The organism is Microbacterium sp. zg-B185, assembly GCF_030246885.1.
Taxonomy (GTDB): domain Bacteria; phylum Actinomycetota; class Actinomycetes; order Actinomycetales; family Microbacteriaceae; genus Microbacterium.
The window spans coordinates 2206894-2233794 of record NZ_CP126739.1; the positions used below are offsets into that span (position 1 = coordinate 2206894).

Annotated in this window: 29 protein-coding genes and 2 pseudogenes; 17 read left to right on the forward strand and 14 right to left on the reverse strand. The window is 69.9% G+C overall.

Annotated elements, in window-relative coordinates; translation table 11 throughout:
* The first annotated feature begins 75 nt into the window (after positions 1-75).
* Positions 76-1209: a class I SAM-dependent methyltransferase gene (locus QNO12_RS10600; protein ID WP_257502289.1), complete on the forward strand. Its 1134-nt coding sequence runs from the start codon at positions 76-78 to the stop codon at positions 1207-1209.
* 18 nt (positions 1210-1227) lie between these two features.
* Here QNO12_RS10600 and QNO12_RS10605 read toward each other — a convergent pair whose 3' ends face one another.
* The 5 genes from QNO12_RS10605 to QNO12_RS10625 form a co-directional block, all read right to left on the reverse strand.
* Positions 1228-1947: an NAD-dependent deacylase gene (locus QNO12_RS10605; RefSeq protein WP_257502288.1), complete on the reverse strand. Its 720-nt coding sequence runs from the start codon at positions 1945-1947 to the stop codon at positions 1228-1230.
* Positions 1944-3467 (reverse strand): ATP-dependent DNA ligase, encoded by a 1524-nt coding sequence (locus tag QNO12_RS10610; RefSeq protein ID WP_257502287.1) that lies wholly within the window; start codon positions 3465-3467, stop codon positions 1944-1946. Before QNO12_RS10610 ends, QNO12_RS10605 begins: the two co-directional genes overlap by 4 nt.
* A gap of 39 nt (positions 3468-3506) precedes the next feature.
* Positions 3507-3923 carry a DoxX family protein gene (locus tag QNO12_RS10615; RefSeq protein ID WP_257502286.1) on the reverse strand — a complete coding sequence of 139 codons (417 nt, stop codon included), beginning with the start codon at positions 3921-3923 and terminating at the stop codon, positions 3507-3509.
* A gap of 70 nt (positions 3924-3993) precedes the next feature.
* On the reverse strand, positions 3994-4620 hold the full coding sequence (locus QNO12_RS10620) for a hypothetical protein (RefSeq protein ID WP_257502285.1): 627 nt from the start codon (positions 4618-4620) through the stop codon (positions 3994-3996).
* Positions 4610-5023: a DoxX family protein gene (locus QNO12_RS10625; protein WP_257502284.1), complete on the reverse strand. Its 414-nt coding sequence runs from the start codon at positions 5021-5023 to the stop codon at positions 4610-4612. Before QNO12_RS10625 ends, QNO12_RS10620 begins: the two co-directional genes overlap by 11 nt.
* 122 nt (positions 5024-5145) lie before the next feature.
* On the opposite strand from QNO12_RS10625, the gene QNO12_RS10630 reads away from it, so the two are divergent.
* From QNO12_RS10630 to QNO12_RS10645, 4 genes are read left to right on the forward strand one after another with little or no spacing between them, the layout of a single operon-like run.
* On the forward strand, positions 5146-6237 hold the full coding sequence (locus QNO12_RS10630) for a ThiF family adenylyltransferase (RefSeq protein ID WP_257502283.1): 1092 nt from the start codon (positions 5146-5148) through the stop codon (positions 6235-6237).
* A gap of 20 nt (positions 6238-6257) precedes the next feature.
* Complete coding sequence (locus QNO12_RS10635) at positions 6258-7448, forward strand: molybdopterin molybdotransferase MoeA (protein ID WP_257502282.1); 1191 nt, start codon at positions 6258-6260, stop codon at positions 7446-7448.
* The gene (moaCB, locus tag QNO12_RS10640) at positions 7445-8434 is read left to right on the forward strand and encodes a bifunctional molybdenum cofactor biosynthesis protein MoaC/MoaB (RefSeq protein ID WP_257502281.1); all 990 of its coding nucleotides are present in this window, start codon (positions 7445-7447) and stop codon (positions 8432-8434) included. Before QNO12_RS10635 ends, moaCB begins: the two co-directional genes overlap by 4 nt.
* On the forward strand, positions 8427-8849 hold the full coding sequence (locus QNO12_RS10645; protein WP_257502280.1) for a molybdenum cofactor biosynthesis protein MoaE: 423 nt from the start codon (positions 8427-8429) through the stop codon (positions 8847-8849). The genes moaCB and QNO12_RS10645 overlap by 8 nt, the downstream gene beginning before the upstream one ends.
* A gap of 20 nt (positions 8850-8869) precedes the next feature.
* On the opposite strand, the gene QNO12_RS10650 is transcribed toward QNO12_RS10645, so the two are convergent.
* Together QNO12_RS10650 and moaA are read right to left on the reverse strand one after the other, a co-directional pair.
* Positions 8870-9115, reverse strand: a complete 246-nt coding sequence (locus QNO12_RS10650; protein ID WP_257502279.1) for a MoaD/ThiS family protein — start codon at positions 9113-9115, stop codon at positions 8870-8872.
* Positions 9108-10175, reverse strand: a complete 1068-nt coding sequence (gene moaA / locus QNO12_RS10655) for a GTP 3',8-cyclase MoaA (RefSeq protein WP_257502278.1) — start codon at positions 10173-10175, stop codon at positions 9108-9110. Before moaA ends, QNO12_RS10650 begins: the two co-directional genes overlap by 8 nt.
* A gap of 106 nt (positions 10176-10281) precedes the next feature.
* On the opposite strand from moaA, the gene QNO12_RS10660 reads away from it, so the two are divergent.
* The 5 genes from QNO12_RS10660 to QNO12_RS10680 all read left to right on the forward strand — a co-directional run bounded on the left by QNO12_RS10660 (position 10282) and on the right by QNO12_RS10680 (position 12829).
* Positions 10282-10872 (forward strand): molybdopterin-dependent oxidoreductase, encoded by a 591-nt coding sequence (locus QNO12_RS10660; protein ID WP_257502277.1) that lies wholly within the window; start codon positions 10282-10284, stop codon positions 10870-10872.
* Entirely contained in the window at positions 10869-11651 is a 783-nt protein-coding gene (locus tag QNO12_RS10665; RefSeq protein WP_257502276.1) for an FAD-binding oxidoreductase, read from the forward strand. The genes QNO12_RS10660 and QNO12_RS10665 overlap by 4 nt, the downstream gene beginning before the upstream one ends.
* Positions 11651-11908 (forward strand): DUF6510 family protein, encoded by a 258-nt coding sequence (locus QNO12_RS10670; RefSeq protein WP_257502275.1) that lies wholly within the window; start codon positions 11651-11653, stop codon positions 11906-11908. Before QNO12_RS10665 ends, QNO12_RS10670 begins: the two co-directional genes overlap by 1 nt.
* Position 11909: 1 nt before the next feature.
* Positions 11910-12377, forward strand: a complete 468-nt coding sequence (locus QNO12_RS10675) for a heme-binding protein (protein ID WP_257502274.1) — start codon at positions 11910-11912, stop codon at positions 12375-12377.
* A gap of 80 nt (positions 12378-12457) precedes the next feature.
* On the forward strand, positions 12458-12829 hold the full coding sequence (locus tag QNO12_RS10680) for a VOC family protein (protein WP_257502273.1): 372 nt from the start codon (positions 12458-12460) through the stop codon (positions 12827-12829).
* 14 nt (positions 12830-12843) lie between these two features.
* Here the strand turns inward: QNO12_RS10680 and QNO12_RS10685 are convergent, their stop codons facing one another.
* A complete protein-coding gene (locus QNO12_RS10685) occupies positions 12844-13308 on the reverse strand; it encodes a DUF3817 domain-containing protein (protein WP_257502272.1) in 465 nt (154 codons plus the stop codon).
* An 80-nt stretch (positions 13309-13388) separates the two neighbouring features.
* Here QNO12_RS10685 and QNO12_RS10690 point away from each other — a divergent pair, with 80 nt between their 5' ends.
* The gene (locus tag QNO12_RS10690; RefSeq protein ID WP_257502271.1) at positions 13389-14129 is read left to right on the forward strand and encodes an EI24 domain-containing protein; all 741 of its coding nucleotides are present in this window, start codon (positions 13389-13391) and stop codon (positions 14127-14129) included.
* Positions 14130-14219: 90 nt separating this feature from the next.
* Here QNO12_RS10690 and QNO12_RS10695 read toward each other — a convergent pair whose 3' ends face one another.
* Positions 14220-16793 carry an ATP-dependent Clp protease ATP-binding subunit gene (locus QNO12_RS10695; protein WP_257502270.1) on the reverse strand — a complete coding sequence of 858 codons (2574 nt, stop codon included), beginning with the start codon at positions 16791-16793 and terminating at the stop codon, positions 14220-14222.
* A gap of 196 nt (positions 16794-16989) precedes the next feature.
* On the opposite strand from QNO12_RS10695, the gene QNO12_RS10700 reads away from it, so the two are divergent.
* Complete coding sequence (locus QNO12_RS10700) at positions 16990-17358, forward strand: UBP-type zinc finger domain-containing protein (RefSeq protein WP_257502269.1); 369 nt, start codon at positions 16990-16992, stop codon at positions 17356-17358.
* A 6-nt stretch (positions 17359-17364) separates the two neighbouring features.
* Here QNO12_RS10700 and QNO12_RS10705 read toward each other — a convergent pair whose 3' ends face one another.
* The 3 genes from QNO12_RS10705 to QNO12_RS10715 form a co-directional block, all read right to left on the reverse strand.
* Positions 17365-18324 carry a Dyp-type peroxidase gene (locus QNO12_RS10705; protein WP_306820666.1) on the reverse strand — a complete coding sequence of 320 codons (960 nt, stop codon included), beginning with the start codon at positions 18322-18324 and terminating at the stop codon, positions 17365-17367.
* A gap of 69 nt (positions 18325-18393) precedes the next feature.
* Positions 18394-19137 (reverse strand): hypothetical protein, encoded by a 744-nt coding sequence (locus QNO12_RS10710; RefSeq protein ID WP_257502268.1) that lies wholly within the window; start codon positions 19135-19137, stop codon positions 18394-18396.
* Positions 19134-19313, reverse strand: coding sequence for a hypothetical protein (locus tag QNO12_RS10715; RefSeq protein ID WP_257502267.1), 180 nt, complete (start codon positions 19311-19313; stop codon positions 19134-19136). The genes QNO12_RS10710 and QNO12_RS10715 overlap by 4 nt, the downstream gene beginning before the upstream one ends.
* 155 nt (positions 19314-19468) lie before the next feature.
* Between QNO12_RS10715 and QNO12_RS10720 the strand changes: the two genes are divergently transcribed.
* On the forward strand, positions 19469-20836 hold the full coding sequence (locus QNO12_RS10720) for a glucose-6-phosphate dehydrogenase (RefSeq protein ID WP_257502266.1): 1368 nt from the start codon (positions 19469-19471) through the stop codon (positions 20834-20836).
* Positions 20837-20874: 38 nt separating this feature from the next.
* On the opposite strand, the gene QNO12_RS10725 is transcribed toward QNO12_RS10720, so the two are convergent.
* Entirely contained in the window at positions 20875-21915 is a 1041-nt protein-coding gene (locus QNO12_RS10725; RefSeq protein ID WP_257502265.1) for a serine hydrolase domain-containing protein, read from the reverse strand.
* Positions 21916-22130: 215 nt separating this feature from the next.
* Between QNO12_RS10725 and QNO12_RS17025 the strand changes: the two are divergent.
* From QNO12_RS17025 to cls, 4 genes and pseudogenes are all read left to right on the forward strand, one after another.
* Positions 22131-22220 (forward strand): annotated as a pseudogene (locus QNO12_RS17025) (TetR family transcriptional regulator); the annotation flags it as partial.
* A gap of 212 nt (positions 22221-22432) precedes the next feature.
* Positions 22433-22600, forward strand: a pseudogene (locus tag QNO12_RS17030) (hypothetical protein); the annotation flags it as partial.
* A 313-nt stretch (positions 22601-22913) separates the two neighbouring features.
* Positions 22914-23903, forward strand: a complete 990-nt coding sequence (locus QNO12_RS10735; RefSeq protein WP_308495358.1) for an SGNH/GDSL hydrolase family protein — start codon at positions 22914-22916, stop codon at positions 23901-23903.
* A 332-nt stretch (positions 23904-24235) separates the two neighbouring features.
* A complete protein-coding gene (cls, locus tag QNO12_RS10740; RefSeq protein ID WP_257502262.1) occupies positions 24236-25714 on the forward strand; it encodes a cardiolipin synthase in 1479 nt (492 codons plus the stop codon).
* A gap of 200 nt (positions 25715-25914) precedes the next feature.
* Here the strand turns inward: cls and nrdF are convergent, their stop codons facing one another.
* Positions 25915-26892 carry a class 1b ribonucleoside-diphosphate reductase subunit beta gene (gene nrdF, locus QNO12_RS10745; RefSeq protein ID WP_257502261.1) on the reverse strand — a complete coding sequence of 326 codons (978 nt, stop codon included), beginning with the start codon at positions 26890-26892 and terminating at the stop codon, positions 25915-25917.
* Positions 26893-26901 lie beyond the last annotated feature (9 nt).

Sequence of the window (26901 nt, forward strand, 5' to 3'; positions counted from 1 at the left end):
GCGGCCGGGGGCCGGGAGGGTCCCGGCCGCACCCGTTGGGGCGGACTTCCCAGTCGAGTAGGCGAGACTGTCCGGATGCCTTCTTACTCCCCCGACGCCCTGCGCCGCTGGCCCGACGTCGAATCCGCCGAGCTGTTCGCGATCGACGCCGCCGACCGCCTCCTCCTCGACGAATCGGCCGCCGCTCGCGCGGACGCACCGGAGGGCAGCCTCGTGATCGTGGGCGACTCCTATGGCGCGCTGACTCTGGGCGCTGCGGACGCCGGAGCCACCGGCATCCGGGTCCACCAGGACCTTCTCTCCGCAGAGCGCGCACTGAGCGCCAACGCCGACCGCGCGGGTCTGGCCGGAGCATTCCGCTCGCTCCCGTTCGGCTCCGAGCTGCTCACCGGCGCTCGCGTCGTCCTGGTGCGCCTCCCCCGCGCTCTGGACGCACTCGATGACATCGCCGCGCTCATCGCCGCGCACGCGGATCCCGAGGTCGTCGTGTTCGCCGGCGGGCGCATCAAGCACATGACCGTGGCGATGAACGAGGTGCTGCGGCGGTCGTTCGGATCGGTGGATGTGACGCACGCCCGCCAGAAGTCCCGGGTGCTCATCGCTCGCCGCCCGCTGCCGGCGTCCGATCCGCAGCCGCGTACGCGCGCGCACGCGGTGCCGGGTCTGGACGAGCCGCTCACCGTGTGCGCGTTCGGCGGCGCGTTCGCGGGCACCTCGATCGACATCGGCACCCGGTTCCTCCTGGAGCACCTCGGCACCCCGAGCCCGGTCGCCCGCGGCGACATCATCGATTTCGGCTGCGGCACCGGCGTCATCGCCGCCTGGCTCGCCCTCTGCAATCCCGAGGCGACCGTGCTGGCCACCGACCAGTCCGCGGTCGCGGTGGCCTCCGCATCGGCCACGGCCGCCGCGAACGGGATCGCCGACCGGGTCACGGTGGTGCGCGATCTCGGTCTCGCGTCGCGGCCCGATGCCAGCGCGAGCTTCATCGCGCTGAACCCGCCGTTCCACACCGGCACCGCGGTGCCGGACGGGGTCGCGGAGCCGATGTTCGCCGAGGCCGGCCGTGTCCTGCAGCCCGGAGGCGAGCTGTGGACGGTGTGGAACTCGCCGCTGCAGTACCGTGGGGCGCTGGAGCGGCTGGTGGGCCGGACCCGGCAGGTCGCGCGGAACAAGAAGTTCACCGTCACGGTGTCCACGCGCGGCTGACCGGGCAGCACCCGCTCCTCACCCGCCCGCGAGGACCTCGTCGACCCACGCGGGAACCAGTTCGCTCGCGCGGCCGGTGCGGACCTCGTCGAAGGGCACCGCGGACTCGCTCGGCTCGAGATTGAGCTCGATCGTCCGCGCGCCGAACGCGGCGGCGAGGGCGACGTAGCCCGCGGCCGGGTACACCGCACCGGATGTCCCGATCGAGACGAACACGTCGCAGGCCACGACCGCGTTCTCGATCCGATCCAGGTCGTACGGCATCTCGCCGAACCAGACCACGTCGGGACGCAGCATCCGCTCGCCGCAGGTCGGGCACGGCGGCCGGCCGGCGAGATCGCCGGACCAGGCGTGCCGCGTGCCGCAGAGCGTGCACAGCGCCCGACGCAGCTCGCCGTGCATGTGGATGAGGTTGCGGGTACCGGCGCGCTCATGCAGATCGTCCACGTTCTGGGTGACGATCAGGACGCGCTCGCCCCGCGCGGCTTCCAGCTGGGCCAGCGCCCGGTGTGCCGGATTGGGCCGGGCGGCCTGGGCGGCCCGGCGTCGTGCGTCGTAGAAGGTCAGCACCGCGGCAGGATCCCGCTCGAAGCCCTCCGGCGTCGCGACGTCCTGGACGCTGTGGCCCTCCCACAGCCCGCCCGCATCGCGGAACGTGGGCACGCCGCTCTCCGCGGAGATGCCCGCGCCGGTCAGCACGACGATGCGCTGCTGCCCCGCCGCAGCGACGTCAATCACCGCAGCAGCTCGCGGAGCGACTGGATGGTATCCGCCTCGTCGGGGCGTTTGTCGGGGCGGTACCCCTTGACCCGCGCGAACCGGAGGGCGACGCCGCCGGGATAGCGCGGCGAGCGCTGCACGCCGTCGATCGCGACCTCCACGACCGTCACCGGGTGCACGTGCACGGTGTTCGCGGTGCGGGAGGTCTCGATCGAGGGGAAGTGCTCGGTCTGCCAGCGCAGCACGGCGTCGGTGAGCCCCTTGAACGTCTTGCCGACCATCACGAAGCCGCCCGCCGGGCCGTACTCGCCGGTCGGGTCCAGCGCACCCAGATGCAGGTTGGAGAGCATCCCGGTCCGCCGCCCGGACCCCCACTCGACGGCGAGCACGACCAGATCGTAGGTCAGCACCGGCTTGACCTTGATCCAGCTCTTGCCCCGCCGTCCGGCGGCGTAGCGCGAGTCCAGGGCTTTGACGACCACGCCCTCGTGCCCGGCGGCGAGCGCGTCGCGCGAAACCTGCTCGGCCGCCTGGGGATCGGCGGTGACCACGCCGGGGACCCGCCACTCCCCCGCGATGCGCTCCAGCTCGGCGAGGCGCACATGCAGCGGCTCATCGATGAGGTCGCGCCCGTCCAGGTGCAGGACGTCGAAGAACCAGGGTCGCAGCACCGTCGCGCTGACCGCCTCCGAGCCGAACCGCGCCATGGTGTCCTGGAACGGACGCGGCCCTCCGTCGGCGTCGAGCGAAAGCGTCTCGCCGTCCAGAATGACGTCGTGCACGGGCAGCGCGCGGGCCGCGGCGACGATCTCCGGCACGCGAGCGGTGATGTCGGCCAGGCTGCGCGTGTACACGCCGACCTGATCCCCGGACCGGTGCACCTGGATGCGCGCACCGTCGAGCTTGAATTCCACGGATGCCGCGGCCGCGATCTGCGCGATCGCCTCCGTCACGGAGCCGGCGGTCGAGGCGAGCATGGGCAGCACCGGCCGACCCACGACCAGGCCGACGTCGCCGAGTTCACCGGGCGCGCCAGCCAGGGCGATCCGCGCTGCCTCGCCAAGGTCGCCGGAGAGCATCGCCCCCCGGCGGACGACGGCCGCGTCCTGGCCCGACGCGCGCGTGATCGCGTCCAGCAGGACACCCCCCAAGGCGCCGGTGCGCAGCTCGCCGAGGATCACCCGCGTGAGGAAGTCCCACTCCTGCGCGGTGGCGCGAGAGCGCAGGCCGTCCAGGGCGGCGCGGCGGACGGCGGCGGACCCGCTGCCGGAAGTGGCGGCAAGCCGCTCCAGGGCGGCATCGACATCCCGAACGGACAGGGTCGGCTCGGTCGCGTGGGCGACCGCCGGCGCAGCCAGACCCCGCCAGCCGACGCCGACGCGGCCCTGTCGCGGACGTGCCATGAGCAACCCCACCGCGGGCACGATCTCGTCCGGTTCCAGGCGGCGCAGCAGCCCGGCGAGGGCGTCGGTCTTCGTCAGCCTCGACGAGGTGGATGCCACGGCATCGGCCGTGACGACGACATCGTGCAGCAGCATCCCCGAATCCTTCCACTCCCACCCGACAGCCGGGGCCGGTCAGCCTCTGGCCGGGCGGGTGCTCCACAGTGCGACCGCGACCAGAACAGGCTGGAAGAACAGACGGATCAGCCGGCTCCGGTCATCGGAGAGCCCGAATCCGTCCTTGGCTTTCGTGTACTGCTCGATGTTGCCCGGGAACACGGCGACGAAGAACGCCGCGAGGATCATCCCGACGCGGCTGCGCTCGCGCGGCAGCGCCACCAGAGCGGTGCCGAGCATGATCTCCACGACACCGGAGGCGACCACCACGCCGTCCTTGTCGATCACGCGGCCCGTCCAGTCCGGCACCTGCGCCTGGAACTCCTGGCGCGCCCAGAACAGATGCGACACGCCGGCGAACACCATGGCGCCGCCCAGAGCCCACCGTGCGATCGTGCGAGCGGGTGTGGATCGCGGGATGCCGGATGATCTCATCGGCCCAGTCTGCCCGCTGCGCCGGCCCCTGTCGCGCGCACCACCGATCATCTGCGGCGCGGGGCGCGGATCAGCGTTCGGTGCCCGGCGCGACGTGTGCGAGCACGCGGCCCCACACCGCCGGCAGGGTGAGCGCAGTGCGGACCGGGACCATCTCCGCCCGGGCCGCGGGCATCTGATCCTGGTACCAGAGCGCGTCCGCCTCGCCGGCCGATCGCTCGCCGACGCCGTTGAGGATGAGCGTCTGCGCGGACACCGCTCCCAGCAGACTGCCGAAATCGTCCCGGTCCAGCGGCGCTGCGGGCGCTGCCACGGCGACGAGGGCCGCGCTGTCGACCGTGCTGCCCAGACCGACCGCAGCCCGCAGCGCGACATCCACCCCGTCGCGGTACGCGACCACCGCCGCCGTCCGCACGACGGCACCACCGCGCGCGCTCTGAATGGCGGCCAGCGACTCGTGGATCAGATCGGCGAGAGAGCTCGCCGTGCTCTCGGCGGGGGTCTCGCTGCCGTAGGTGCCCGAGTCCAGGATCTCGCCGCCGGCGAGCGCGACGGCCAGCACGCAGATGTCGCGTCCGGCTGTCTCGGTCGGGTGCGGATCGAGCGTGACCGCGATTCCCCTGCCCACCAGCACCACGAGGCGCTCCGCGCCCGGGGTTCCGAAAACGCGATAACTCAGTCGTGTGTCATTCGGCACGTGTGCTCCTCCAAGCCCAGGCGATCAGCAGCGGCTGCAGAAGCAGGCGAGCGAACCGCGCCCGATCGGTGCGCAGCATCGGCGCCGGCCTGCCGGTCTGCCACTGGTGGATGTTGCCGGGGAAGACCGCGACCAGGAACGCCACGACCAGCCCGCCGACCGTCCTCTGCTCCCTCGGCAGCGCGACCAGCGCCCCGGCGAGCATCAGTTCTGCTGCGCCCGAGGCGACCACGATCGCATCCTTGTCCAGCGTGGTGAGCCGTGTCGCCCAGTCCGGCACCACGATGCGGTAACCGCGTCGACCCCAGGCGAGGTGGGACGCGCCGGCCGCCGCAAAGAGCCCGGCCAGCGCCCAGCGCGCGGCAGCGAGGACGGTCTCAGTGCGCGCCGAGGACGAACTCATGGCTTCGACGGTACCCGAGGTCGCCGCGGTGCGGTCGGTGAACCGGCGAACGGACCGGGTGCAACCGGAGCCCGCGGACGGCTCCCGGGCCTTCGCCCCGGGATCGGTGAAAGAATCACGGGGTGGCGAGCTCATCGGATCCGAACGCCCCTCGATACGCGCGTCAGCGCATCCTGCCCGGCTTCGGCGAGGAGGGCCAGCAGAAGCTGGCGGCAGCGCACGCCGTCGTCATCGGCGCCGGCGGGCTCGGCAGCGCCGTGCTGCCGATCCTCGCGGCCGCCGGCGTCGGCACCATCACCGTGATCGACGACGACCTGGTCGATGAGACGAACCTGCACCGTCAGATCCTGCACGGAGCAGCCGACGTCGGCCGCGCGAAGGTGGACTCGGCGGCCGACACGATCCGGGCTCAGTCTCCGCAGACGCACATCGTCGCGCTGCGCGGGTCGTTCACCGCTGCCACGGCCGCGCAGATGCTCTCCGGAGCCGACATCCTCATCGACGGCACCGACAACAACGAGACCCGCTTCACCGCCAACGACGCCGCCGCGGCGGCCGGCATCCCGCTGGTGTGGGGCTCGGCGCTGCGCTGGGGCGGCCAGGTCGGCGTCGCATGGGCCGGCACCGACTATCGCGACCTGTTCCCCGGGGGTCCGGACACCGAGGCCGACACGTGCGAGATCGCCGGGATCCTGCCCAGCGTCTGCACCGTCACCGGCGGTCTCATGGCGACGGAGGCCCTCAAGCTCCTCACCGGACTCGGCCGGCCGCTGTTGGGCCGCGTGCTCCTCTTCGACGCGCTCAGCGGCACCACGCAGGAGCTGCACTACGCGCGCGATCCGGACAGGGATGCCGCGGGCTTCGCGGACCGGCCCGCCCTGGCGGCATCCGATCCGTCCATCTCGGCGCGGGAACTGGCCGCACTGCTGGCGGAGTCGACGGGCGAACGGCCGGTGCTGCTGGATGTTCGAGAGCCGCATGAGGTCGCCCTCGGCACGCTGCCGGGCGCCGTCGCCATTCCGCTCGGCCTGCTGGAGCAGCGTCTGGCCGAGCTGGATCCCGCGGCTCCGACAGTCGTGTACTGCCACCTCGGGGTGCGTTCGGCGCGCGCGCTGGACCGGTTGCAGGAGGCGGGGTTCGCCCGCGCGCGGCACCTGGCCGGCGGGATCGACGCCTGGTCGCGCACCGTCGATCCGACACTCGCCCGCTACTGAGCAGACGCGATACTGAAGCCATGCACCGGATCGCCGTCGAGGAGTACGCCGCCATCATCCGGGACCACCTCGCGCCGCTGCTGACCAGGCCGCTCGAGCACGTCCCGCTCGCCCTGGCCGCCGGTCGGGTGACCGCCGACGACGTGCGCAGCCCGATCGCGCTGCCCAGCTTCCGCAACTCCCAGATGGACGGGTTCGCCGTCCACGCCGCGGACCTGCGCCGCATCCCGGTCCGGCTGCCGGTGCTCGGCGAGATCGCGGCGGGCGCAGTGGATCCGGCGGCGCTGCCCGAAGGCTCCGCGATCGCGATCATGACGGGCGCGCCGCTTCCGGCGGGCGCCGACGCGGTGGTGCCGGTGGAGGACACCCGGCTCACGGACGGTGTCGTGGAGATCCTCCGCGGGCGGGATGCCGGGGACCACGTGCGCGAGGCGGGGTCGGATCTCGCGGCCGGAGAGGTGCTGCTGCCGGCCGGCCTCCGGCTGGCATCGCGCCACCTCGCCGCACTGGCCGCGGCGAACCTGATGGATGTGGCCGTCCGCGCCCGCGTGCGACTGGCGGTCATCAGCACCGGCAACGAGCTGGTCCCGCCGGGCACGCCGCTGCGCAACGGCCGGCTTCCGGACGCGAACGGGATCGCGATCGCCACGGCGGCGTCCGCAGCCGGCGCCGAGGTGGTCGACCTGCAGCTGTCCGGCGACGACGCCGCACAGCTGGGCAGGGTGATCGACCGCTCGATCGCCGCCGGGGCCGAGCTGGTGCTGACCAGCGGCGGCATCTCGATGGGCACCCACGAGCCGGTGCGGCAGCTGCTGGAGCCGCTCGGCGCCACCGTCGGAACCGTCGACATGCAGCCGGGCGGTCCGCAGGCGTACGCCCGGTACCGGACCGTCCCGGTCGTGTGCTTCCCCGGCAACCCGGTCAGCAGCCAGCTCGGCTTCGCACTGTTCGTGGCACCGCTGCTGCGCGAACTGGCCGGGCTGCCCCCCGCCGCTCGCGCCCCGCGCGTGCTCGCCGCGCCCCTGCAGTCGGTCAGCGGGCGCCGGCAGTTCCTGCGCGGACGCCTCACCGACGGCGACCGTGTGGCGACCGTGGCCGGTGCGGGATCGCATCTGGTGGCGGCCCTGGCGGCCGCGGATGTGCTGATCGACGTGCCTGCGGATGTCACCGTGCTCCCGGCCGGCGCCACGGTGGATACCGTTGACCTATGAGCACGCTGAGCCACCTCGATGACAATGGCCGCGCCCGCATGATCGACGTGGGCGCCAAGCCGGTCACGCGTCGCGTCGCGCGGGCGGCCGGCCGCCTGACCACGACCGCGGAGGTCCTCCGGCTGGTGCGCGCGGACGACCTGCCCAAAGCCGACGTGCTGGCCACCGCCCGCATCGCCGGCATCGCCGGCGCCAAGCGCACGAGCGAGCTGATCCCGCTGGCGCACATCCTCCCCCTGGATTCGGTGACCATCGATTTCGACTTCGACGGGGACACGATCCTGATCGACGCGACGGTCTCGGTCACGGCGCGCACGGGGGTCGAGATGGAAGCCCTGACCGCGGTGGCGATCGCCGGACTCACGCTGCACGACATGATCAAAGCGGTCGATCCGCGCGCGCAGCTCGGCGAGATCCGGCTGCTGGAGAAGTCCGGCGGCAAGCACGGCGAGTGGTCCCGGGACGGCGGGGCGCGGCATCCCGAGTCGGAGAACCCACCGGCGCCGATCGGCCTGGGACGACGCGCGGAGGTCCTGGTGTCCTCCACCGCCGCCGCGGCGGGCACCCGCGCCGACACCACCGGCCCGCTCCTGGTCGAGTGGCTGCGTGAGCGCGGGTTCACCGTCAGTGACGCGTCGGTGACAGCGGATGCCGCGGTGGGGCCCGCGCTGGCCGGGATCGTAGCGGACGCGCCGGATGTCGTGCTCACCACCGGAGGCACCGGGCTGCATCCGCAGGATCGCACCCCGGAGGTCACGCGGGCGCTCCTGGACCTCGAACTGCCCGGCATCGCCGAGGCCATCCGCGCGGCCGGACGCGCGGCCGTGCCGACGGCCGCGCTGAGCCGCGCAGTCGCGGGCATGGCGGGCCGCACACTGATCGTCAACCTGCCCGGCTCGACCGGCGGAGTCCGTGACGGCCTGGGGGTCCTGGAGCCGCTCCTCGCGCACGTGCTGGATCAGGCCGAGGGCGGCGGACATGAGTGACCCGCAGCGCTACCTCGCCCTGATCACCGATCAGCCCATCGACCGTGCGGCGGCCGAGGCGTTCGTGATGACCGCCGCCGACGGCGCACTGGTCGTCTTCGAAGGCGTCGTGCGCGATCACGACCACGGGGAGTCGGTGCATGCCCTCGACTATGAGGCGCATCCGGACGCACAGGGCTTCCTCGCCGCCGTCTGCGCCGAGATCGCGCAGGCCTCGGGTCTGCGCGTGGCGGCCGTGCACCGCGTCGGCGCCCTCACGATCGGCGACGTGGCGCTGGTCGCAGCGGTCTCGGCGCCGCACCGCGCGGACGCGTTCGCGGTGTGCGCGCAGCTGGTGGACCTCGTCAAGGAGCGCACGCCGATCTGGAAGCGGCAGCACCTCGCCGCCGGCACGACGGAGTGGGTCGGCCTGTAGCCCGCCCCGTCGACCGCGGGTCAGCCGCCGGAGAAGCGGGGCAGGACGTCCGCGCCGGTTCCGAGCGTGCGCTGCGGGTCGCGACTGACCACGCCGTCCACCAGGATCGAGCCGGAGCGCAGCACCCGCGCCATCGCCTCGCCGTAGCGGGTGACCAGCAGCTCCCGCAGGTCGCCGACGGTGGCACCGGGCACCGAGAGCGTCTCGTCGACGCGTCCCGCGGCATCCGCTGCCGCCGCGAAGTACCGCACCCGGACCTCAGCCACCGATCGCTCCCATCGAACGCTCCGGCGGCACGAAGCCCGGATCGGAGATGCCGTGCCCGGCCTGCTTGCCCCACATCGCCGCACGCCACCGGTCGGCGATGTCCTGATCGCTCGCTCCGCCGCGCAGCAGCGTGCGCAGGTCGGTCTCGTCGTCGCCGAACAGGCACGATCGCACCGTTCCTTCGGCGGTGACCCGGGTCCGGTCGCAGGCGGAGCAGAACGACCGCGTGACGGACGCGATGATGCCGACGGTGGCGGGGCCGCCGTCCACGAGCCATTCCTCGGCGGGCGCGGACGGATCGTCGCGCCCCGCCTCGGTCAGACCGAACCGCCCGGACAGCACGTCCAGCAGCTCGGCGGCGGGGACCATGTTCGCCCGGCGCCAGGCCGCGTCCGCGTCCAGCGGCATCTGCTCGATGAACCGCAGACGCAGCCCGCGCTCGACCGCCCAGGCCAGCAGCGCGGGAGCATCATCGAGCGTCTCGCGCATCAGCACCGCGTTGAGTTTGATCGGGCCCAGTCCGGCACGGACGGCGCCGTCGATGCCGGCCAGGACCGCCGGGAGGCGATCGCGGCGCGTCAGCCGCGCGAAGTGCTCACGGTCGATCGTGTCGACCGAGATGTTGACGCGCCCCAGCCCGGCTCCGACCAGGCGTTCGGCGACCTTGTCCAGGCCGATGCCGTTGGTGGTCATCGACAGATCCAGCCCCGGCGCCGCCGCGGCCGAGCGTGCCACGATCTCGACCAGGTCGGCGCGGGTCAGCGGCTCCCCGCCGGTGAATCGCACTTCGCGGATGCCGAGATCCCGTCCGGCGATGCCCACCAGGCGCGCGATCTCATCGGCCGTGAGCAGGTCGCGTTTGGGGATGCTGGGCAGGCCCTCCTCGGGCATGCAGTAGGTGCAGCGCAGCGAGCACTTCTCGGTGACCGAGATGCGCAGGTCGTGGGCGACGCGGCCGAAGCGATCGACCAGATCGGGCGTGTCCGGGCGCCCGGTCGTATCCGGCGCGCTCGAAGGATCGCGGTGGATCCGCGGCATCCCGAGCTGAAGGGTCGACATGACTTCAGCCTATGCGCACCGCTCGGTGACGGGGCGATGCAGGAGTCCCGTGACAGCGGCAGGGTCGCGTCACTAGTGTGATCCCCAAACGGGAAGGGGCTCTCCCATGTCTTTCATCACTCGTGGCTTTTCCGGCCGACGCGGCGACCGCGATCCGCGGCTCCCCCCGGGCCAGACGCTCGTCGCGGATTGGCCGGTGCTCTCGGCCGGGCCGACCCCTCACGTGGACACCGCCGACTGGGAGTTCTCCATCCGCACCGAGAACGGCGTGCACCGGTGGAGCTGGGACGAGCTGCGCGCACTGGGCGTGGAGGACATCACCACCGACATCCACTGCGTCACGCACTGGAGCAAACTCGAGATGCCCTGGCGGGGCGTTCCGCTGGACAAGATCTGGAAGAGCGTCCAGACCGAACACGAGTACGTCATGGCCCACTCCTACGGCGGCTACACGACCAACCTCCCGCTGGAGGATCTGCTCGACGGCAAGAGCTGGGTCGCGTTCGAGGCCGACGGGGAGCCCCTGGATCCGGAGCACGGCGGGCCGGCACGGCTGCTGGTACCGCACCTGTACTTCTGGAAGAGCGCGAAGTGGGTGCGCGGGCTGGTCACCATGCCCGACGACGACCCGGGGTTCTGGGAGCAGAACGGCTACCACCTGCACGGTGACCCATGGCTGGAGGAGCGGTACTGGTGAGCGGGCCGGCTCCGGCGGATGCGCCCCCCGCGAAGGCGCACCGGCGGGCGGGCTGGCACACGGCGACCGTGACCGACTCCCGGCCGGAGACCCCGACGGCGCGGCGCATCGCGTTCGAGGTGCCGACCTGGCCGGGCAACGACGCCGGATCGCACCTGGATGTCCGCCTGACCGCACCCGACGGGTACCAGGCCACCCGGTCCTACTCGATCGCCTCCTCGGGCGAGGGCACACGCGTCCTCCTCGCCGTCGATGAGCTGCCCGACGGAGAAGTCTCGCCGTTCCTGGTGCACGACCTGCGTGAAGGGGACCAGGTGGAGATGCACGGGCCTCTCGGTGCGTACTTCGTGTGGACGCCCCCACCGGCAGGCGAACCGTCCCGGCCGGTGCAGCTGATCGCCGGCGGCTCCGGCGTGGTCCCGCTGTTCGCGATGGCCCGCGCGCACGCCGAAGCGGACGATGCGACCGAGTTCCGCCTGCTGTACTCGGCACGCACGCCGCAGGACGTGTTCTTCCGCGCCGAGCTGGAGCAGCTCACTGCCGCCGCTCCCGCGCTGTGGCTGGATTTCGTCTACACCAGACAGGTTCCGGAGGGGTGGCCGACCGGTCCCGGCCGGATCACCCGCGAGGTGCTGGACGCGGCGACGCTGCCCGCGGCATCCGACCCGCTGGTGTTCGTGTGCGGCCCGACGCCGTTCGTGGAGACGGTGGCGGGGTGGCTGGTCGAGTCCGGGCACCGGCCCGGCAGCGTCCGTACCGAGAGATTCGGAGGCTCGTGATGACGAAGTTGGATGGAAACGTCCTGGCCGGACGCCTGGTGGACATGCTCGGGTGGGATGCCACCACGGCGGAGGCCCGCTGCACCACGTGCGGCACGCACGGGATGATCGCGGTCGCAGTCGTGTACGCGACGGCGATGGGCACGGTCGCCCGCTGCAGCCACTGCGACAGTGTGCTGGCGACGTTCGTCGAAGGCGACGGTGGTCGCGTCTGGTTCGGCATGCCCGGCATCAGCGCCCTGGAGGTGAGCCGCTGACATGCCCGATCTTCCGGTGTTCACCATCGAGGATCTCGAGGCGGTCCCCCCGTTCGACCGCCCCGCCTTCGACAACGACGACGCCGTCACGCTCGGCCTGCTCGCCGTCGAGATGATCCGCAATCACGGCGGCAATCTCGCCGTGCGCATCGTGCTGCGCGGAGACGAGGTCTTCCTCGCCAAGCTGGGCGCCACCGGCCCGGTCAACGATGTCTGGCTCGCCGGAAAGGCAGCCGTGGCGGAACGGTTCGGCGAGCCTTCGCTGCTGGTGCGACGGCGGCACGAAGCGGCCGGCACGCCGTTCGCGGAACGAACCGACCTCGACCACGACCTCTTCCGCGCGCACGGCGGGGCGGTGCCGATCTTCGTCGCGGGCGAACTCGTCGGCACCATCACGATGTCGGGCGAACCGGATGTCATCGACCATGCCGTCGCGGCGGAGACCCTCCGGCGCTTCCGGTCCCTCTGACCGCGGATCCGGACCGGACGTGTCCGCGGTGGTCCCTACAGTGGGCCCCGGCGCACCCGCGCCGGAGGAAGGGCAGCGACATGGACTGGAAGATCGAACTCGTCGTCGTGCCGGTGACGGACGTCGATCGTGCGAAGGATTTCTACGGCATGATCGGCTTTTCAGCCGATCATGACCAGGTGCCGTTCGACGGGCTCCGCTTCGTGCAGATGACGCCCCCGGGATCGGCGTGCTCGATCGCGTTCGGCGAAGGCCTCGGTATCGACCTTCCACCCGGGCAGCAGAACACGATCCAGGTCGTCGTGCCGGATGCCGATGAGGCGCTCGCGCACCTCCGCTCGCTCGGCGTGGAGGCCAGCGGCGTGGACGACCAGGCGTGGGGTCGTTTCGTGACCTTCGACGATCCGGACGGGAACACCTGGACGCTGCAGCAGCTGCCTGCCCGCGACTGACCCGGCCGGGGCTGCTATTCGCGCCCTCCCGGCGGACCCAGGACCAGCAGCACCACAAAGACCGCGATCACGGCCCCGGCGATCAGCAGTGCCAGGATCCACGGACGGCGCAGCAGCACCCGCATGAGGCGGTCGTGCCATGCGGCATCGCGCGGATCATCGGATTCCGCGACCCGCCACGCCCCGGAAAGCCGTCCCGTGCGGTCGAGCCAGAGTTCGGTGGGGATGGTCGCGTACGGAATGATCGCGCTCACCACGGCGATCGCCGTCGGCCCGACGCCCCACCGCTGATTCTTGGCGACCAGGATGGCAGTGGCCCCATAGGAGAGGAAGACGAATCCGTGGATGCCGCCGCCGACCGTCACGGCGAGGGGAACGTCCAGGGTCGCCCTGATGATCAGCCCGGTGATCAACAGGGTCCATGAGATGGCCTCGGCGACCGCGAGCGTGCGGAACAGAGTTCGGGGTGCGCGGAACACAGGTCTCCTCTGCGGGTGGCGGAACGTACGAGCCTACGCGGGTCCGGGACCCGCCTCCGCGCGCCCGTAGGCTGTCAGCGATGCGCGAGTTCATCGGAGGGATGGGGCTGCTCGGCCGCGGGTTCGCCTATTGGCGTCGCAGGCCCGGCCTCATGGCGCTCGGACTGATCCCCGCCGGGATCGTCGCGGCGGTACTGCTGGCCGGACTGATCGCCCTCGGTGTCGCGCTGCCCGGGCTCACCGTCGCGATCACCCCGTGGGCGGATGGCTGGCCGGGGCTGTGGGCGACGGTCGTGCGCGTCACGATCGGCACAGCCATGGTGGGCGCTGCGCTCGTGCTCGTGGCGGTCTCGTTCACCGCGCTGACTCTGATCGTGGGCGAGCCGTTCTACGACCGGATCTGGCGGTCGGTCGAGCGTGACCTCGGGGATGCCGAGATCGACGCCGATGCGGGCTTCTGGCGGTCGGTGCGCGATGGTGTCGGATTGTTCCTGCGTGGTGTGCTGGTTGCCGTCTGCGCGGCGTTGGTGGGGCTGATCCCCGTCGTCGGCGGAGTCCTCGGGGCGGTGCTGGCCGTGCTGCTGACCGGCTGGCTGCTGGCCGAGGAGCTTTCGTCGCGCGCGTTATCCGCTCGGGGTGTGCAGCGCGCACAGCGGCGCGTGCTCATGAGAGCCAACCGTGCCCGCGTGCTGGGGTTCGGCGTCGCCACCCAGCTGTGCTTCCTGGTGCCGCTCGGAGCGGTCGCCACGATGCCGGCGGCCGTGGCGGGGTCGACGGTTCTCGCGCGGTCGCTTCTGGACAAGAAGCCGGTGGAGCACTGAGCCGTGTCCGGCCCGCGGACGCACCGGCCCCTCGGACACGAAAGAACGTGCGCCGCGATTGCGGCGCACGTTCTTGTCATGCAGGGATGATCAGGCAGCGACCGGGAGCACCTGTGCGCGGGAGACCATGACTGCGCCGTCCCGTGCGTCGACGGTGACAGCCCCGCCGTCGACAAGCTCGCCGTTGACGAACAGCTCGGCGATCCGGTCATCCACCTCGCGCTGGATGAGGCGGCGGAGCGGGCGAGCGCCGTACTCGGGCTCGTAGCCGTTGTCCACCAGCCAGTCGATCGCGGCGTCCGTGACCTGGAGTGTGACCTCGCGTCCGGCCAGCCGCTGCTCGGTCGCCCCGAGCATCAGCCGCACGATCTCGCGCAGCTGCGCTCGGGCCAGCTTGCGGAAGAGCACGATCTCGTCGATGCGGTTGAGGAACTCAGGTCGCATCGCCTCGCGAAGCTTGCCCATGACGCGGTCGCGCAGATCCTTCTCGCTGCCGAACCCGGTCTCCCCGCCACCATCTGCGACGAACCCGATGGCACCCGATCGGGAGGCGAGGAACTCGCTTCCGATGTTCGAGGTCATCACGATGACGGTGTTGCGGAAGTCGACGGTGCGACCCTGACCGTCGGTCAGGCGGCCGTCATCGAGCACCTGCAGCAGCAGGTTGAACACGTCGGGGTGCGCCTTCTCGATCTCGTCGAACAGCACGATCGAATAGGGGTTGCGCCGCACACGTTCGGTCAGCTGACCGGCCTCGTCGTAGCCGACGTATCCCGGAGGGGCGCCGACCAGCCGCGATACGGTGTGCCGCTCGCCGAACTCGCTCATGTCGAACCGGATCACGTTGCCACCTGTGCCCGTGCCCGTGGAGGGGTCGTCGTACAGGCTCGCGGCCAGGGCCTTGGCCAGCTCGGTCTTGCCGACGCCGGTGGGGCCGAGGAACAGGAACGATCCGACCGGCCGGCGGGCGTCGCCCATGCCGGTGCGGTTGCGACGCACGGCCTTGGCGACCGCGGTGACCGCGTCATCCTGGCCGATCACCCGCGCGTGCAGCTCGTCCTCGAGGGCGGCGAGGCGCTCGCGGTCGGTCTCGGTGAGCCGCTGAACCGGAATGCCGGTGGCGCGGCTGATCACGGCGGCGATCTCCGGCTCGTCCACGACCGCGGTCGGGGCGGGCTGCGAGGTGGCCTGGTTCAGACGCTCCTGGACCTCCGCGATCTGGTCGCGGATGCGGGATGCCTCTTCGTACTTCTCCGCTCCGACGGCGGCGTTCTTGTCCGCCTCCAGCTCGGCGAGCCGGGCCATCAGTGCCGAGACATCCACCTTGACGCCCAGCCGGAGGCGCAGACGCGCGCCGGCCTGGTCGATCAGGTCGATGGCCTTGTCCGGCAGGACGCGGTCGGAGACGTAGCGGTCGCTCAGCTCGACGGCCGCGCGCAGAGCGTCATCCGTGTACGTGACCGCGTGGTGCTGCTCATAGGCGGGCCGCAGTCCGCGCAGGATCAGCACGGCATCCTCTCGGCTCGGCTCCGCGACGCGGACCGGCTGGAACCGGCGCTCCAGTGCCGGGTCCTTCTCGATGACCCGGTACTCCTTGAGGGTGGTCGCACCGACGAGGTGCAGATCACCGCGGGCCAGGCGGGGCTTGAGGATGTTTCCGGCATCCATCGCACCCTCGCCGCCGCCGCCGGCACCGACGACGGTGTGCACCTCGTCGATGAAGAGGATGAGCTCGCCGGCCAGGCTGGAGACCTCGTCCATCGTGGCGGTCAGGCGCTCTTCGAAGTCGCCGCGGTACCGGGTACCGGCCAGCATGGCGGGCAGGTCGAGCGAGATCACGCGCTTGTCACGCAACTGCTCGGGCACCGCCTCGGCGACGATGGCCTGGGCGAGGCCCTCGACGATCGCGGTCTTGCCCACACCGGCCTCGCCGACCAGCACGGGGTTGTTCTTCGTGCGCCGGCTGAGGATCTCGATGGTCTGCTCGATCTCGTCCTCGCGGCCGATCACGGGGTCCAGCGAACCCGCGCGTGCACGCGCGGTCAGGTCGGTGCCGAACTTGTCGAGCATGGGCGTCTGGGAGGCCGCGGCATCCTGACCCTGCTCGGTCACCGGCTCGCCGGTGGGAGACACGGTCTGGCGCGCGCCCTGAAGCAGCGCGTCCGCCGTGACGCCGGCCTGGGCGAGGATCTGCCCCGCCGGGGCGTCCTGGCCGAGGACGAGCGCGAAGAAGAGGTGCTCGGGGTCGACGTAGGTCGAGCCGGAGGAGCGCGCCACCTGGAAGGCGTGGAAGAGCGCGCGCTGCACGGACGGGGTGATCACGGCGCCTTCGACGTCGGCCGGGTCGGATGACTGCGGCAGGCGCTGCTCGGCGGCGCGCGCGATCGCGGCCGGGTCGGCGCCGATGCGCTGCACCGCGTCCTTGGCGGGCGATTCGCTCACGAGGATGCGCAGCACGTGCAGGGCGTCCAGCTCACGCTGGCCGCGCTCCAGCGCGAAGGCGCCGGCCTGCTGCAGGAACTGCTGTGTGCGCAGGCTCAGGAAGCGCGTCAGGTCGATGGACCGCGACGCGCGGGCGCGCTCACCATCGAGGTAGCGCGCAAGGAACTCGTCGAACGCACTCGAGCCGTTTTCGGCATCCTGGGGTGTGAAGTCTTGGGGCATTGTCTCTGGAATCTCTCCTGATGAAACTTGAGTCTTGCTGTGTCAAGTTTAGGTACTTGAGCCAACTCGTATCAACTTAAACGATCTACCGCCGAGGGTATTCCCAGCATCCGCGGGGCGGTTCGCTTTCGCACACGCTGTCGTCCGTCTCTCGGTAGCATCGCGGGAAGGCCACATCCTCCGGCGAGGAGCAATCATGACCGAACTGTCGGACTACATCGATCCGAGCGTTCCGCCCAGCGGCGATGGCTGCGTGGAATGCGACGAGACCGGCTCGTGGTGGGTGCATCTGCGCCGTTGCGCGCTGTGCGGGCACATCGGCTGTTGTGACGACTCCCTGAACAAGCACGCGACAGAGCACTTCCGCGCCACGGGGCACCGCATCATCCGCAGCTTCGAACCCGGTGAGGACTGGTTCTGGGACTACGTTGCCAACGAATACGCGCGCGGTCCGCGGCTCGCGCCGCCGGAGAGCCACCCGCTGAGCCAGACCGTCCCCGGTCCCGCCGATCGGGTGCCGGCGAACTGGCGAGCAATCCTCGAGGCCGCGGCCGAGGCGGACTGAGTCGCCTCAATCCGAGAACGAGTCCAGGACGTCGTTCGCGGGAGCGAAGAACGTTCCCCCGGTGACAGCGGAGGACACGTCCAGGATCCGGTCGTAAGAGCCGACCGGGCGGCCGAGGAACATGTTGCTCAGCATCTGCTCGATCACCCACAGGTCCTTCGAGTAGCCGATGAAGTATGTGCCGAATTCGCCCTGACCGGGGCGGCCGAACGGCATGTTGTCGCGCAGGATGTCGTGCTCCTCGCCGTTCGCGTCGACGATCGTCGCCAGGCCCTTGTGTGATGGGCGCGGGAGAGTGGCATCGTCCAGCTCGACGTTGTCCGCTTTGGTCCGCCCGATGATCTGCTCCTGGACCTCGGTGGACAGCGCCTGCCACGCGTCCAGATCGTGCAGGTACTTCTGCACCACGATGTAGCTGCCTCCCGCGTGCGGAGGATCATCGTCTCCGACGAGCGTCCACTCGATCACTCCGGAGCCGGTGGGATTCTCCGTGCCGTCGACGAAGCCGAGCAGGTCGCGGGAGTCGAAGTAGCGGAACCCGATCGTCTCGTCGGCGACGGCGACCGCATCGCCGAGGGCGTGCAGCAGCAGTCTCTCGAACTCGAAGCACATGTCGGCGCGCTCTGCACGGATGTGGAAGAAGACATCACCCGGCGTGGCCGGCGCCGAGTGGGCACGGCCGCGTACGGCCACGAAGGGGTGCAGCTGGGCGGGCAACGGCAGACCCGTGACGGCCGACCAGACGTCGTGACCGATGCCCACGTTGCACGAGAGTCGGCCACCGAGATCGCGGAAGCCCACGGTGCGGACCATACCCCCGACGTCGCCGAGCACGGCCCTCACCCGCTCGGCCGCCCCATCGGCATCCGTGAGCACCCCGGTCAGGAAGACGGCGGCGCGCGAGAGGGGGGCGCCGATGCTCTGCGGTTGGATCGGCACGCGATCGTGGGTGTCCCCCATGCTCATGGTCGCAGTACAGGAGCGCCCACTCCCGGGGCGGCGTTCCCCGCCGGATGCCGCCGCAGACGTGATCGATCAGCCGTCCGACCCGGGGTCGGTGGTCGGGGTGGGCAGCGGGGCGGGCGCCACGCCCGCGGACGGCCCGAAGCGTATCCACGCGCCGGCCGCGCACTGGTAGAAGGCGACGACTTCGGTGTCGATGAAGATGTCCCCGTCGGTCTCGCACGCATCATTCGCCGGTGTGCCGACGCCGAGGGAGATCTGGGTGCCCGGCGCACCTGGCGCACCCGCTTCGCCGGGAGAGCCGGGCTCGCCGGCCGCGCCCTCGGGACCGGTCTGGCCGGTGAGGTGCTCAGCCGCCGCGGCGCGGATGTTGCCGACGTTCACCCACTCCCCGTCCTGGAACAGATAGAGATCGGCGGTGGAGATGTCGATGTAGACCTCGCCCTCGTCGCCCTTGCCGGCGGCCGGGACACCGGACCCGGCGCGGACTGCGGCACCTGCCGGGAGGATCTCCTCGAGCGCGTCCTCATACTCGTCCGTGCTGGGTTCGCTCGTCGCCGTGGGCGTGGTGAGGGGCTCCGAGACCGGCGCGGACTCGGCCGAGCGTGCGAGCGTTGCGCCCAGGAAGGACGCCACGAACGACAGTGCGATGACCGCCACCCCGATCCAGATCAGCGCGGTGCGGGTGACGCCCGGCGCCGGGGCCGGCCGCGGCTCGGCGGGCGCAGCGGGCGGGCGCGTGATCGGCGGCGTCTTCTCGTTCGCGGGCGGATGCGTGACGGGCGGGGTGGGCGGCTGTTCCTCGTCTCCGCTCACGGCCGTTCCCCGCCGGGGGACCGACCCGAGACCGCGGCGGCACGGGCGTGCACCGCGGACAAACCGTATTCGTACTGGTACTCGGCGGCACGTCGCCGCCGCCGCAGGGCGGCGATCCCCACGGCCGCCGCGGCGGTGGCGATCACGACCGCGGCTGCCCGCGCCTTCGGCTGCATGCCCGACACGGTACGCCCGGAGCGGGCGGCGGGACAACCGTGCGCCGGACGCGGATGACCCCCAGCGAGAACAAGCAGAGCGCGCGGAACTAGCACCGGCGGCGCGTGCGCACCAGGGGGCGTCGCGTCAGGCGAGCGCGACCTACCCTCGGCTTGTGACCAAGCGCAATGTGCCGGAGAGCGTCAGCATCCTGATCCTGGGAGCCGGCGGCGACCTGACCAAGCGTCTGCTGCTTCCGGGGCTGGCGAGTCTGCTGTCCGCGCACGACTACGACGTGCAGGTGCTCGGCGCCGCGCAGGAGGAACGCACCGACGAGCAGTGGCGGCAGCTGATCCGAGACAGCTTCGGACAGGTCACCGATCCACAGAACGCCGACCGGTATCTCGAGTCGGCACGGTACATCACCGCCGACGTCACCGACCCCGAACAGCTGCGCCTCCTGATCCAGGCGTGCGACCACACGCCGATCATCTACTTCGCCCTGCCGCCGGCCGTCACCGCCCGCGTGTGCGCGGCCCTGCGGCAGCTCGACCTCCCCGCAGGCACCCGGCTCGCCCTCGAGAAGCCGTTCGGCACGGATCTGACTTCTGCCCGCGCTCTGAACCGCCTCATCGCGCAACTCGTGCCGGAAGAGCAGGTGTTCCGCATCGATCACTTCCTCGGGATGTCCATGGTGCTCAACATCCTCGGACTGCGTTTCGCGAATCAGTTCTTCGAGTCGGTGTGGAACGGCCGCCGCATCGAGCGCATCGAGATCGTGTACGACGAGCTGCTGGGCCTGGAGGGACGCGGCGGCTACTACGACCGCGCCGGTGCGCTGATCGACATGCTGCAGAGCCACCTGCTCGAGGTGCTCGCGCTCATTGCGATGGAGCAGCCACCGCGGCTGAACGAAGTGGAACTGCGATCGAACGCGGCCCAGATCCTGCGCGCGACCCACGTCTGGGGCGACGACCCGGCAGCCTCCAGCCACCGAGCACGCTATACGGCCGGCAAGGTGGGCGATCGTTCGCTGCCTTCTTACACGGACGAGCCGGGTGTGGACCCGGCGCTGAAGACCGAGACGCTCGCGCAGGTGACGCTCGAGGTGGACACCGCACGGTGGCGGGGCGTGCCATTCGTGCTGCGGTCGGGCAAAGCGCTCGGGAAATACACCACGCAGGTGCGCGTGCGCCTGCGGCCGGTCCCGGAGATCCCCGGATTCGGCGGCGCACCGGCCCCGGACTCCATCATGCTCGACCTCAAGTCCGGGGCGGTGGAACTGGGGCTGACGATGAACGGGAGTGGCGATCCGTTCACCCTCGAGCGCAGCACGCTGGTCGCGAAGAAGGAGCTCGGCGACCTCTTGCCCTACGGCCAGGTGCTGCAGGGCATCGTCGAGGGCGACCCGCTGCTTTCGGTGCGAGCCGACATGGCAGAAGAATGCTGGCGCATCTTCGAGCCGGTGATCAGCGCGTGGCGCAAGGACGAGGTCCCGCTCGAGGAGTACCCGGCGGGGTCTCTCGGCCCGAAGGGCTGGTGAGCCCGCGCTTTGCGGGGTGAGCCTTGCACCTCCTCCCGTCAGCTCTCGTCCGCGAACTTCCCGCGAACCGTCCCGTCCATGGCGTCCGCGAGGGCGTAGATCACCGGCCAGGCGCCCTCTGAGCTGTTGCCGAGTACGGTCACCGTGGTGCGCGTTTCGGGGATGTGGGTGGACCGGAATGATGCGCCGGCGTCGTAGCCCTCCAGGATCAGCGAGGAGTTGCGGCGGCCGAGCCACAGCCCCATCCCGTACCGCTTGTGCTCCGACGGAACGTCGAAGCGAGGACGAATCATCTCCGCCAGGGAAGACGGCGACACGATCCGGCCGTCCAGTAATGCGTTCCAGAACCGGTGCAGGTCGTCCGCAGTGAAGTACATCCCGCCGTCGCCGTTGCCTCTGACCGGGAGATGCAGCACGTTGGTGCGGTTGCCTTGCTCGTCCAGGTAGCCGAGCGCAGCATCCCCGGGGAGGTCATCGGAGCGGAGGAATCCCGAGCCGGTGAGCCCCGCCCGATCGCAGACCTCGGTGTGGACCAGTTCATGAAAACCGCGGCCGGCCACCCGCTCGGCGATGAGCGCGAGCACCACATACCCGCCATTGCAGTAAGAGAATCGTGCGCCGGGCGGGAACTTCTGTGGGAAGCCGTCGAGGGCGGGCAGGAACGCCTCGGTTTCTGCGAGCAGATGCAGCGGAATGGAGAAGACGTAGTCGTCGATCTCTCCGTCGCCGTCCTCTTCAAGGTAGTCGCCGATGCCGGAGGTGTGCGTGAGCAGGTGCTCGATCGTGACCGCGTCATCGATCAGAGGCAGGTCGTCGCCGAGGATCGGACGCACCCGGTCCTGCAGGCCGAGCGTGGCGTCCTCGACCAGTCGCATGATCATCAGCGCGGTGACGCCCTTGTTGCCGCTCGCGGCCGAGATGCGGGTGCTCGGGGTGTTCGGCACGCCGAGGGCGCGGTTCGCGAACCCCTCGCAGCGCTCGAGCGTGCGCCGGTCGCCGACATCGACGGTGAGCACGCCGGTGAACGACTCCGCTGCGATAGCGGCGTCCAGCGCTTCGGGGGTGAGGGGAATGGTCATGGCGGACTCCGTGACGGCGGGGATGGGGTGAAAACTCATGCCGATCGAGTCCAAAAGAGGATGCCGGACCCGGCGGGATGTGCCTCTTACGCTACTTCTCCCCCACCCGCGCGAAAGGTCCTCAGCGGCGGACTCGCTCTGGCCCCTGCTACGTACCGCAGGCTCTCTCCTATGACCCCTAGGTTTGAGTTGGGTCGAGGGAAGGAAGCGGCCGAATGGCACGAGCGGGGCTTACCGGCGACCGTTTGGCGCAGGCAGGTTTCGAGCTGGTCGATGAGATCGGCTTCGAGCGGGTGACCATCGCCGAGCTTGCGCGGCGCTTCGGAGTGAAGCCCGCGAGCCTCTACTCTCACCTGCAGGGCTACGACGACCTCAGGACGCGAATCGCGTTGCTGGCCCTGGAAGAGATCGACGAGAGAGTGTCGGATGCTGTTGCCGGGCGAGCCGGCAAGACGCACTCCGCGGCCTCGCCGACGCGTACCGCGACCTTGCCGCGACCCACCCCGGCCGGTTCGCAGCCGCCCAGCATCCGCTCGATCGCGAAACCGCCATCGCCAGCGCGGGCGCCCGTCAGCCACAGCGAATCCGCGCGATTCTGCGGGCATACCCGCTGGCTGAGATGGAGCAGGTGCATGCGATCCGGATGATCGGCAGCACCATTCGCGTTTTGTGGCGTTGGAACTGAGCGGAGGCTTCAGCCACAGCGCTCCCGGCGCCGCAGCGAGCTGGGATCGCATGATCGACGCGCTTGATGCGCTGCTGCACAACTGGCCGACTACCGACTGAACGAGAGAGGACGCATGTCCGTTCACCCTTTGATGAGCATCCCGATCACCGCCGACCTCATCCGCGGCGCGGCGGAACTTGAGCACACCGACCGCGGCGAACTGCCGCACCGCCTTCCGGCCTGGGCGCTGAAGCAGGGCGCGGACCCGCAGCTGGCAATGGTGGAGGCGCAGTCGTCGGGGGTGCGGATCGCCTTCACCACGAGGGCGACGGTGATCGAGCTCGATCTTCTGCGCTCCCGCACGACCTACGCGGGTCTGCCGCTGCGGCCTGATGGCGTGGTCGAGCTCGTCGTGGACGGCGAGGTGGTTGGGCTCTCCGCCACGTCCGGCGGCAACACCGTGACTCTCGACATGTCGACCGGGGCCGCCGAGCGAGTGGCCGGAGCGGTCAGCACGGCCCGGTTCGACGGCTTGGCGGATGCGATGAAGTCGGTTGAACTGTGGCTTCCGCACAACGAGAAGGTTGAGCTGGTCGAACTGCGCGCGGACGCCGTTGTCGAGCCGCGACCGAGTTCGGACCGGCCGGTGTGGTTGCACTACGGCAGCTCGATCAGTCACGGGTCGAATGCGGCGCGCCCGACCGGGATCTGGCCGGCGGTGGCGGCGCGAAAGTCCGGGCTCGAGTTGGTCAACCTGGGCTTGGGCGGGAGCGCGATGCTCGACCAGTTCGCAGCGCGCACCATGCGCGACGCCGAGGCCGACCTGATCAGCCTGAAGGTGGGGATCAACCTGGTGAACGCTGATCTGATGCGTATGCGGGCTTTCCGGCCGGCGGTCCACGGGTTTCTGGACACGATTCGGGACGGGCATCCGTCGACCCCGCTGCTGGTGGTATCGCCGATCTTCTGCGAAATTCACGAGGACACCCCCGGGCCGGCTGGGTTCGATCCGGATGCTCTTGCCGTCGGTGCGGTGCGTTTCCGGGCGACCGGCAGCCCCGCGGAGGTTGCGGCCGGAAAGCTGACGTTGACGGTGATCAGAGCAGAGTTGGAGCGCATCGTTCGGGAGCGACAGGAGGCCGACCCGAACCTGTTCTACCTCGACGGCCGCGAGCTGTATGGTGCGGATGACGCGGCCAGGTTGCCGCTGCCGGACGCGCTGCATCCGGATGCCGAGACCCATCGTTTGATGGGCGAGCGCTTTGCGCAGTTGGCATTCGCGGAAGGCGGACTGCTGGCCGCAGTTGCGGCCCAGCGGTAGATGACGCTCTGGCGCACCCCGTAGACGAATCCGCACGCGACGCCACCCGAGGTCGTCCAACTCGTCGTTCAGCTCCGCGCTGAACTGATCGCTCGCGGGTTCGATGCCGGGCCGGTCGGGCCGGAGAGCTCCTGGTTCTTGACGCGATCATCCTGGTGCTCAACGCGCTGGGCCAGCTCTCACTGCTGTCCGCTCAGCCCTGGCTCTCGAAAGCCCTCCTGGCCGTCGATATCCTCGTCATCTAGGCACTCATCGTCCACGGGCGCGAGCTCACAGTGCGAGCGGACAGCTGAATAGACGGTACGGACGAACCGCACGAAGATCGGACTCGCATGAATCTTCTCGGCCCTGTACTGGGACCCGGCCTCGCCTGGATCGCCATTCTCATCCAGGTGGCCATCATCATCGCCGCGCTGATCTTCATCCCGCGCGACCGCAAGCCCACCGCGGCGATGGCGTGGATCCTCCTGATCATCCTCCTGCCGCTGTTCGGTCTCCTGTTCTTCCTCCTCATCGGCAACTTCAAGCTGCCGCCGAAACGCCGCAACGAACAGGCTCGCATCAACGAGATCATCGAGAAGAGGGCCACCGACCTCGACCTGCCGTCGCCGAATCTGGACTGGCCACGGTGGTTCGAACGGGTGACGCAGCAGAATCAGCTGCTGACCGGCCTGCCGGCCATGCGGGGTAACAAGGCGACACTGATCGGCGACTATCAGGCTTCGATCGACGCCATGACTGCGGAGGTGGACACGGCGGCCAGGTTCGTTCACGTCGAGTTCTTCATCGTCGCGTGGGATGACACCACCCACAACTTCTTCAGCGCGATGGAGCGGGCCGTGGCCCGCGGCGTCTCGGTGCGACTGCTCGCCGACCACATCTCGTCGGCCAAGGTCCCGAAGAGCAAGGAGACGTTCGCGGAACTCGACCGCATCGGAGTGAAGTGGGCGTGGATGCTGCCGGTGATGCCGTTCAAGGGCAAGTACCAGCGCCCGGATCTGCGCAACCACCGCAAGCTCGTCGTGGTGGACGGCCGGGTCGCCTTCATGGGCTCGCAGAACCTGATCAACCGCAACTACGACTCGCCCAAGAACATCAAGCGCGGCCTGCAGTGGCAGGAACTCATGACACGCCTCGAGGGTCCCGCCGTGGCGGCGGTGAACGCCATCTTCATGTCGGACTGGCTGATCGAGGTCGACGAGCTCCTCGACAACGAGCACGTTCCCGCCAACCAGGTCGTGGCGGACTCGTCGCCGGATTCCCTGGTCTGCCAGGTGGTTCCGAGCGGACCGGGCTACGGCACCGAGAATGGCCTCAGGCTCTTCCTCTCGCTCATCCACGGAGCAACGGAGAAGGTCATCCTCACGAGCCCGTACTTCGTCCCCGACGAACCGATGATCTACGCCATCACGACGGCGTGCCAGCGCGGCCTCGAGGTGCAGCTGTTCGTGTCCGAGATCGGGGACCAGGGACTGGTGTACCACGCCCAGCGTTCGTACTACAGCGAACTGCTCGAGGCGGGGGTCCGCATCTTCCTCTACCCCGCGCCGTACATCCTGCACGCCAAGCACTTCTCCATCGACGACAACATCGCCGTGATCGGGTCGAGCAACATGGACATCCGCTCGTTCAGCCTCAACTCGGAGTCGTCGCTGATGGTGCTCGGCGAGTCATTCGTTCGGGACATGCGTGCGGTCGAGCAGGGGTATCGCGACTCGGGGCGCGAACTCACCCTCGAGGAGTGGAAGCTCGAACCCGGGAAGGCGACATTCCTCGACGGTGTCGCGCGACTCACCTCCGCCGTCAACTGACACTCGGCAGCGACAGCTCTCCCTGTGGCACGCAGTGGCACCACCCCAGTGCCACGCCGATGCCGAATTCCGGTAGGCGGACCACCCCGCTTCACCCTCTTCTGTCATCGAGAGAAGGCACGAAAGAGGCCCGGACCCGCAGAATCCTGCGGGTCCGGGCCTGTCAGCCGCCCTTACGGGCGGGGCGTGATCGGGAACTTCTAGAAGTCCCAGTCGTCGTCCTCGGTCGCCTCGGCCTTGCCGATCACGTACGAGGAACCGGACCCGCTGAAGAAGTCGTGGTTCTCGTCGGCATTCGGCGAGAGCGCGGACAGGATCGCCGGGTTCACGTTGGTGACCGATGACGGGAACATCGCCTCGTAGCCGAGGTTCATCAGGGCCTTGTTGGCGTTGTAGTGCAGGAACTTCTTGACGTCTTCGGTCAGACCGACGCCGTCGTAGAGGTCCTGCGTGTACTGCACCTCGTTGTCGTACAGCTCGTACAGCAGCGAGAAGGTGTAGTCCTTGATCTCGTCACGCTCGGTCTGGCTGACGCGCTCGAGACCCTTCTGGAACTTGTAGCCGATGTAGTAGCCGTGCACGGCCTCGTCGCGGATGATCAGGCGGATCAAGTCGGCCGTGTTGGTCAGCTTGGCCCGCGACGACCAGTGCATGGGCAGGTAGAAGCCCGAGTAGAACAGAAAGCTCTCCAGCAGCGTGGAGGCCACCTTGCGCTTGAGCGGGTTGTCGCCCTGGTAGTACTCCATCACGATCTGAGCCTTCTTCTGAAGGTTCGGGTTCTCGACCGACCACCGGAACGCCTCGTCGATCTCCTTCGTCGAGCACAGCGTGGAGAAGATCGAGGAATAGCTCTTGGCGTGCACCGACTCCATGAACGCGATGTTCGTGTAGACGGCCTCCTCGTGCTGGGTGATCGCATCGGGGATGAGCGAGACCGCGCCCACCGTGGCCTGCACCGTGTCCAGCAGCGTGAGACCGGTGAACACGCGCATCGTGAGCAGTTGCTCGTCGGGCGTCAGCGTGTTCCAGGACTGGATGTCGTTGGAGAGCGGGATCTTCTCGGGCAGCCAGAAGTTGTTGACGAGGCGGTTCCACACCTCCACGTCTTTGTCGTCCTCGATGCGGTTCCAGTTGATCGCCTGAACGTGGTCCAGAAGCTTGAGCTTCTCGGGGGTCATCTTCTCTTC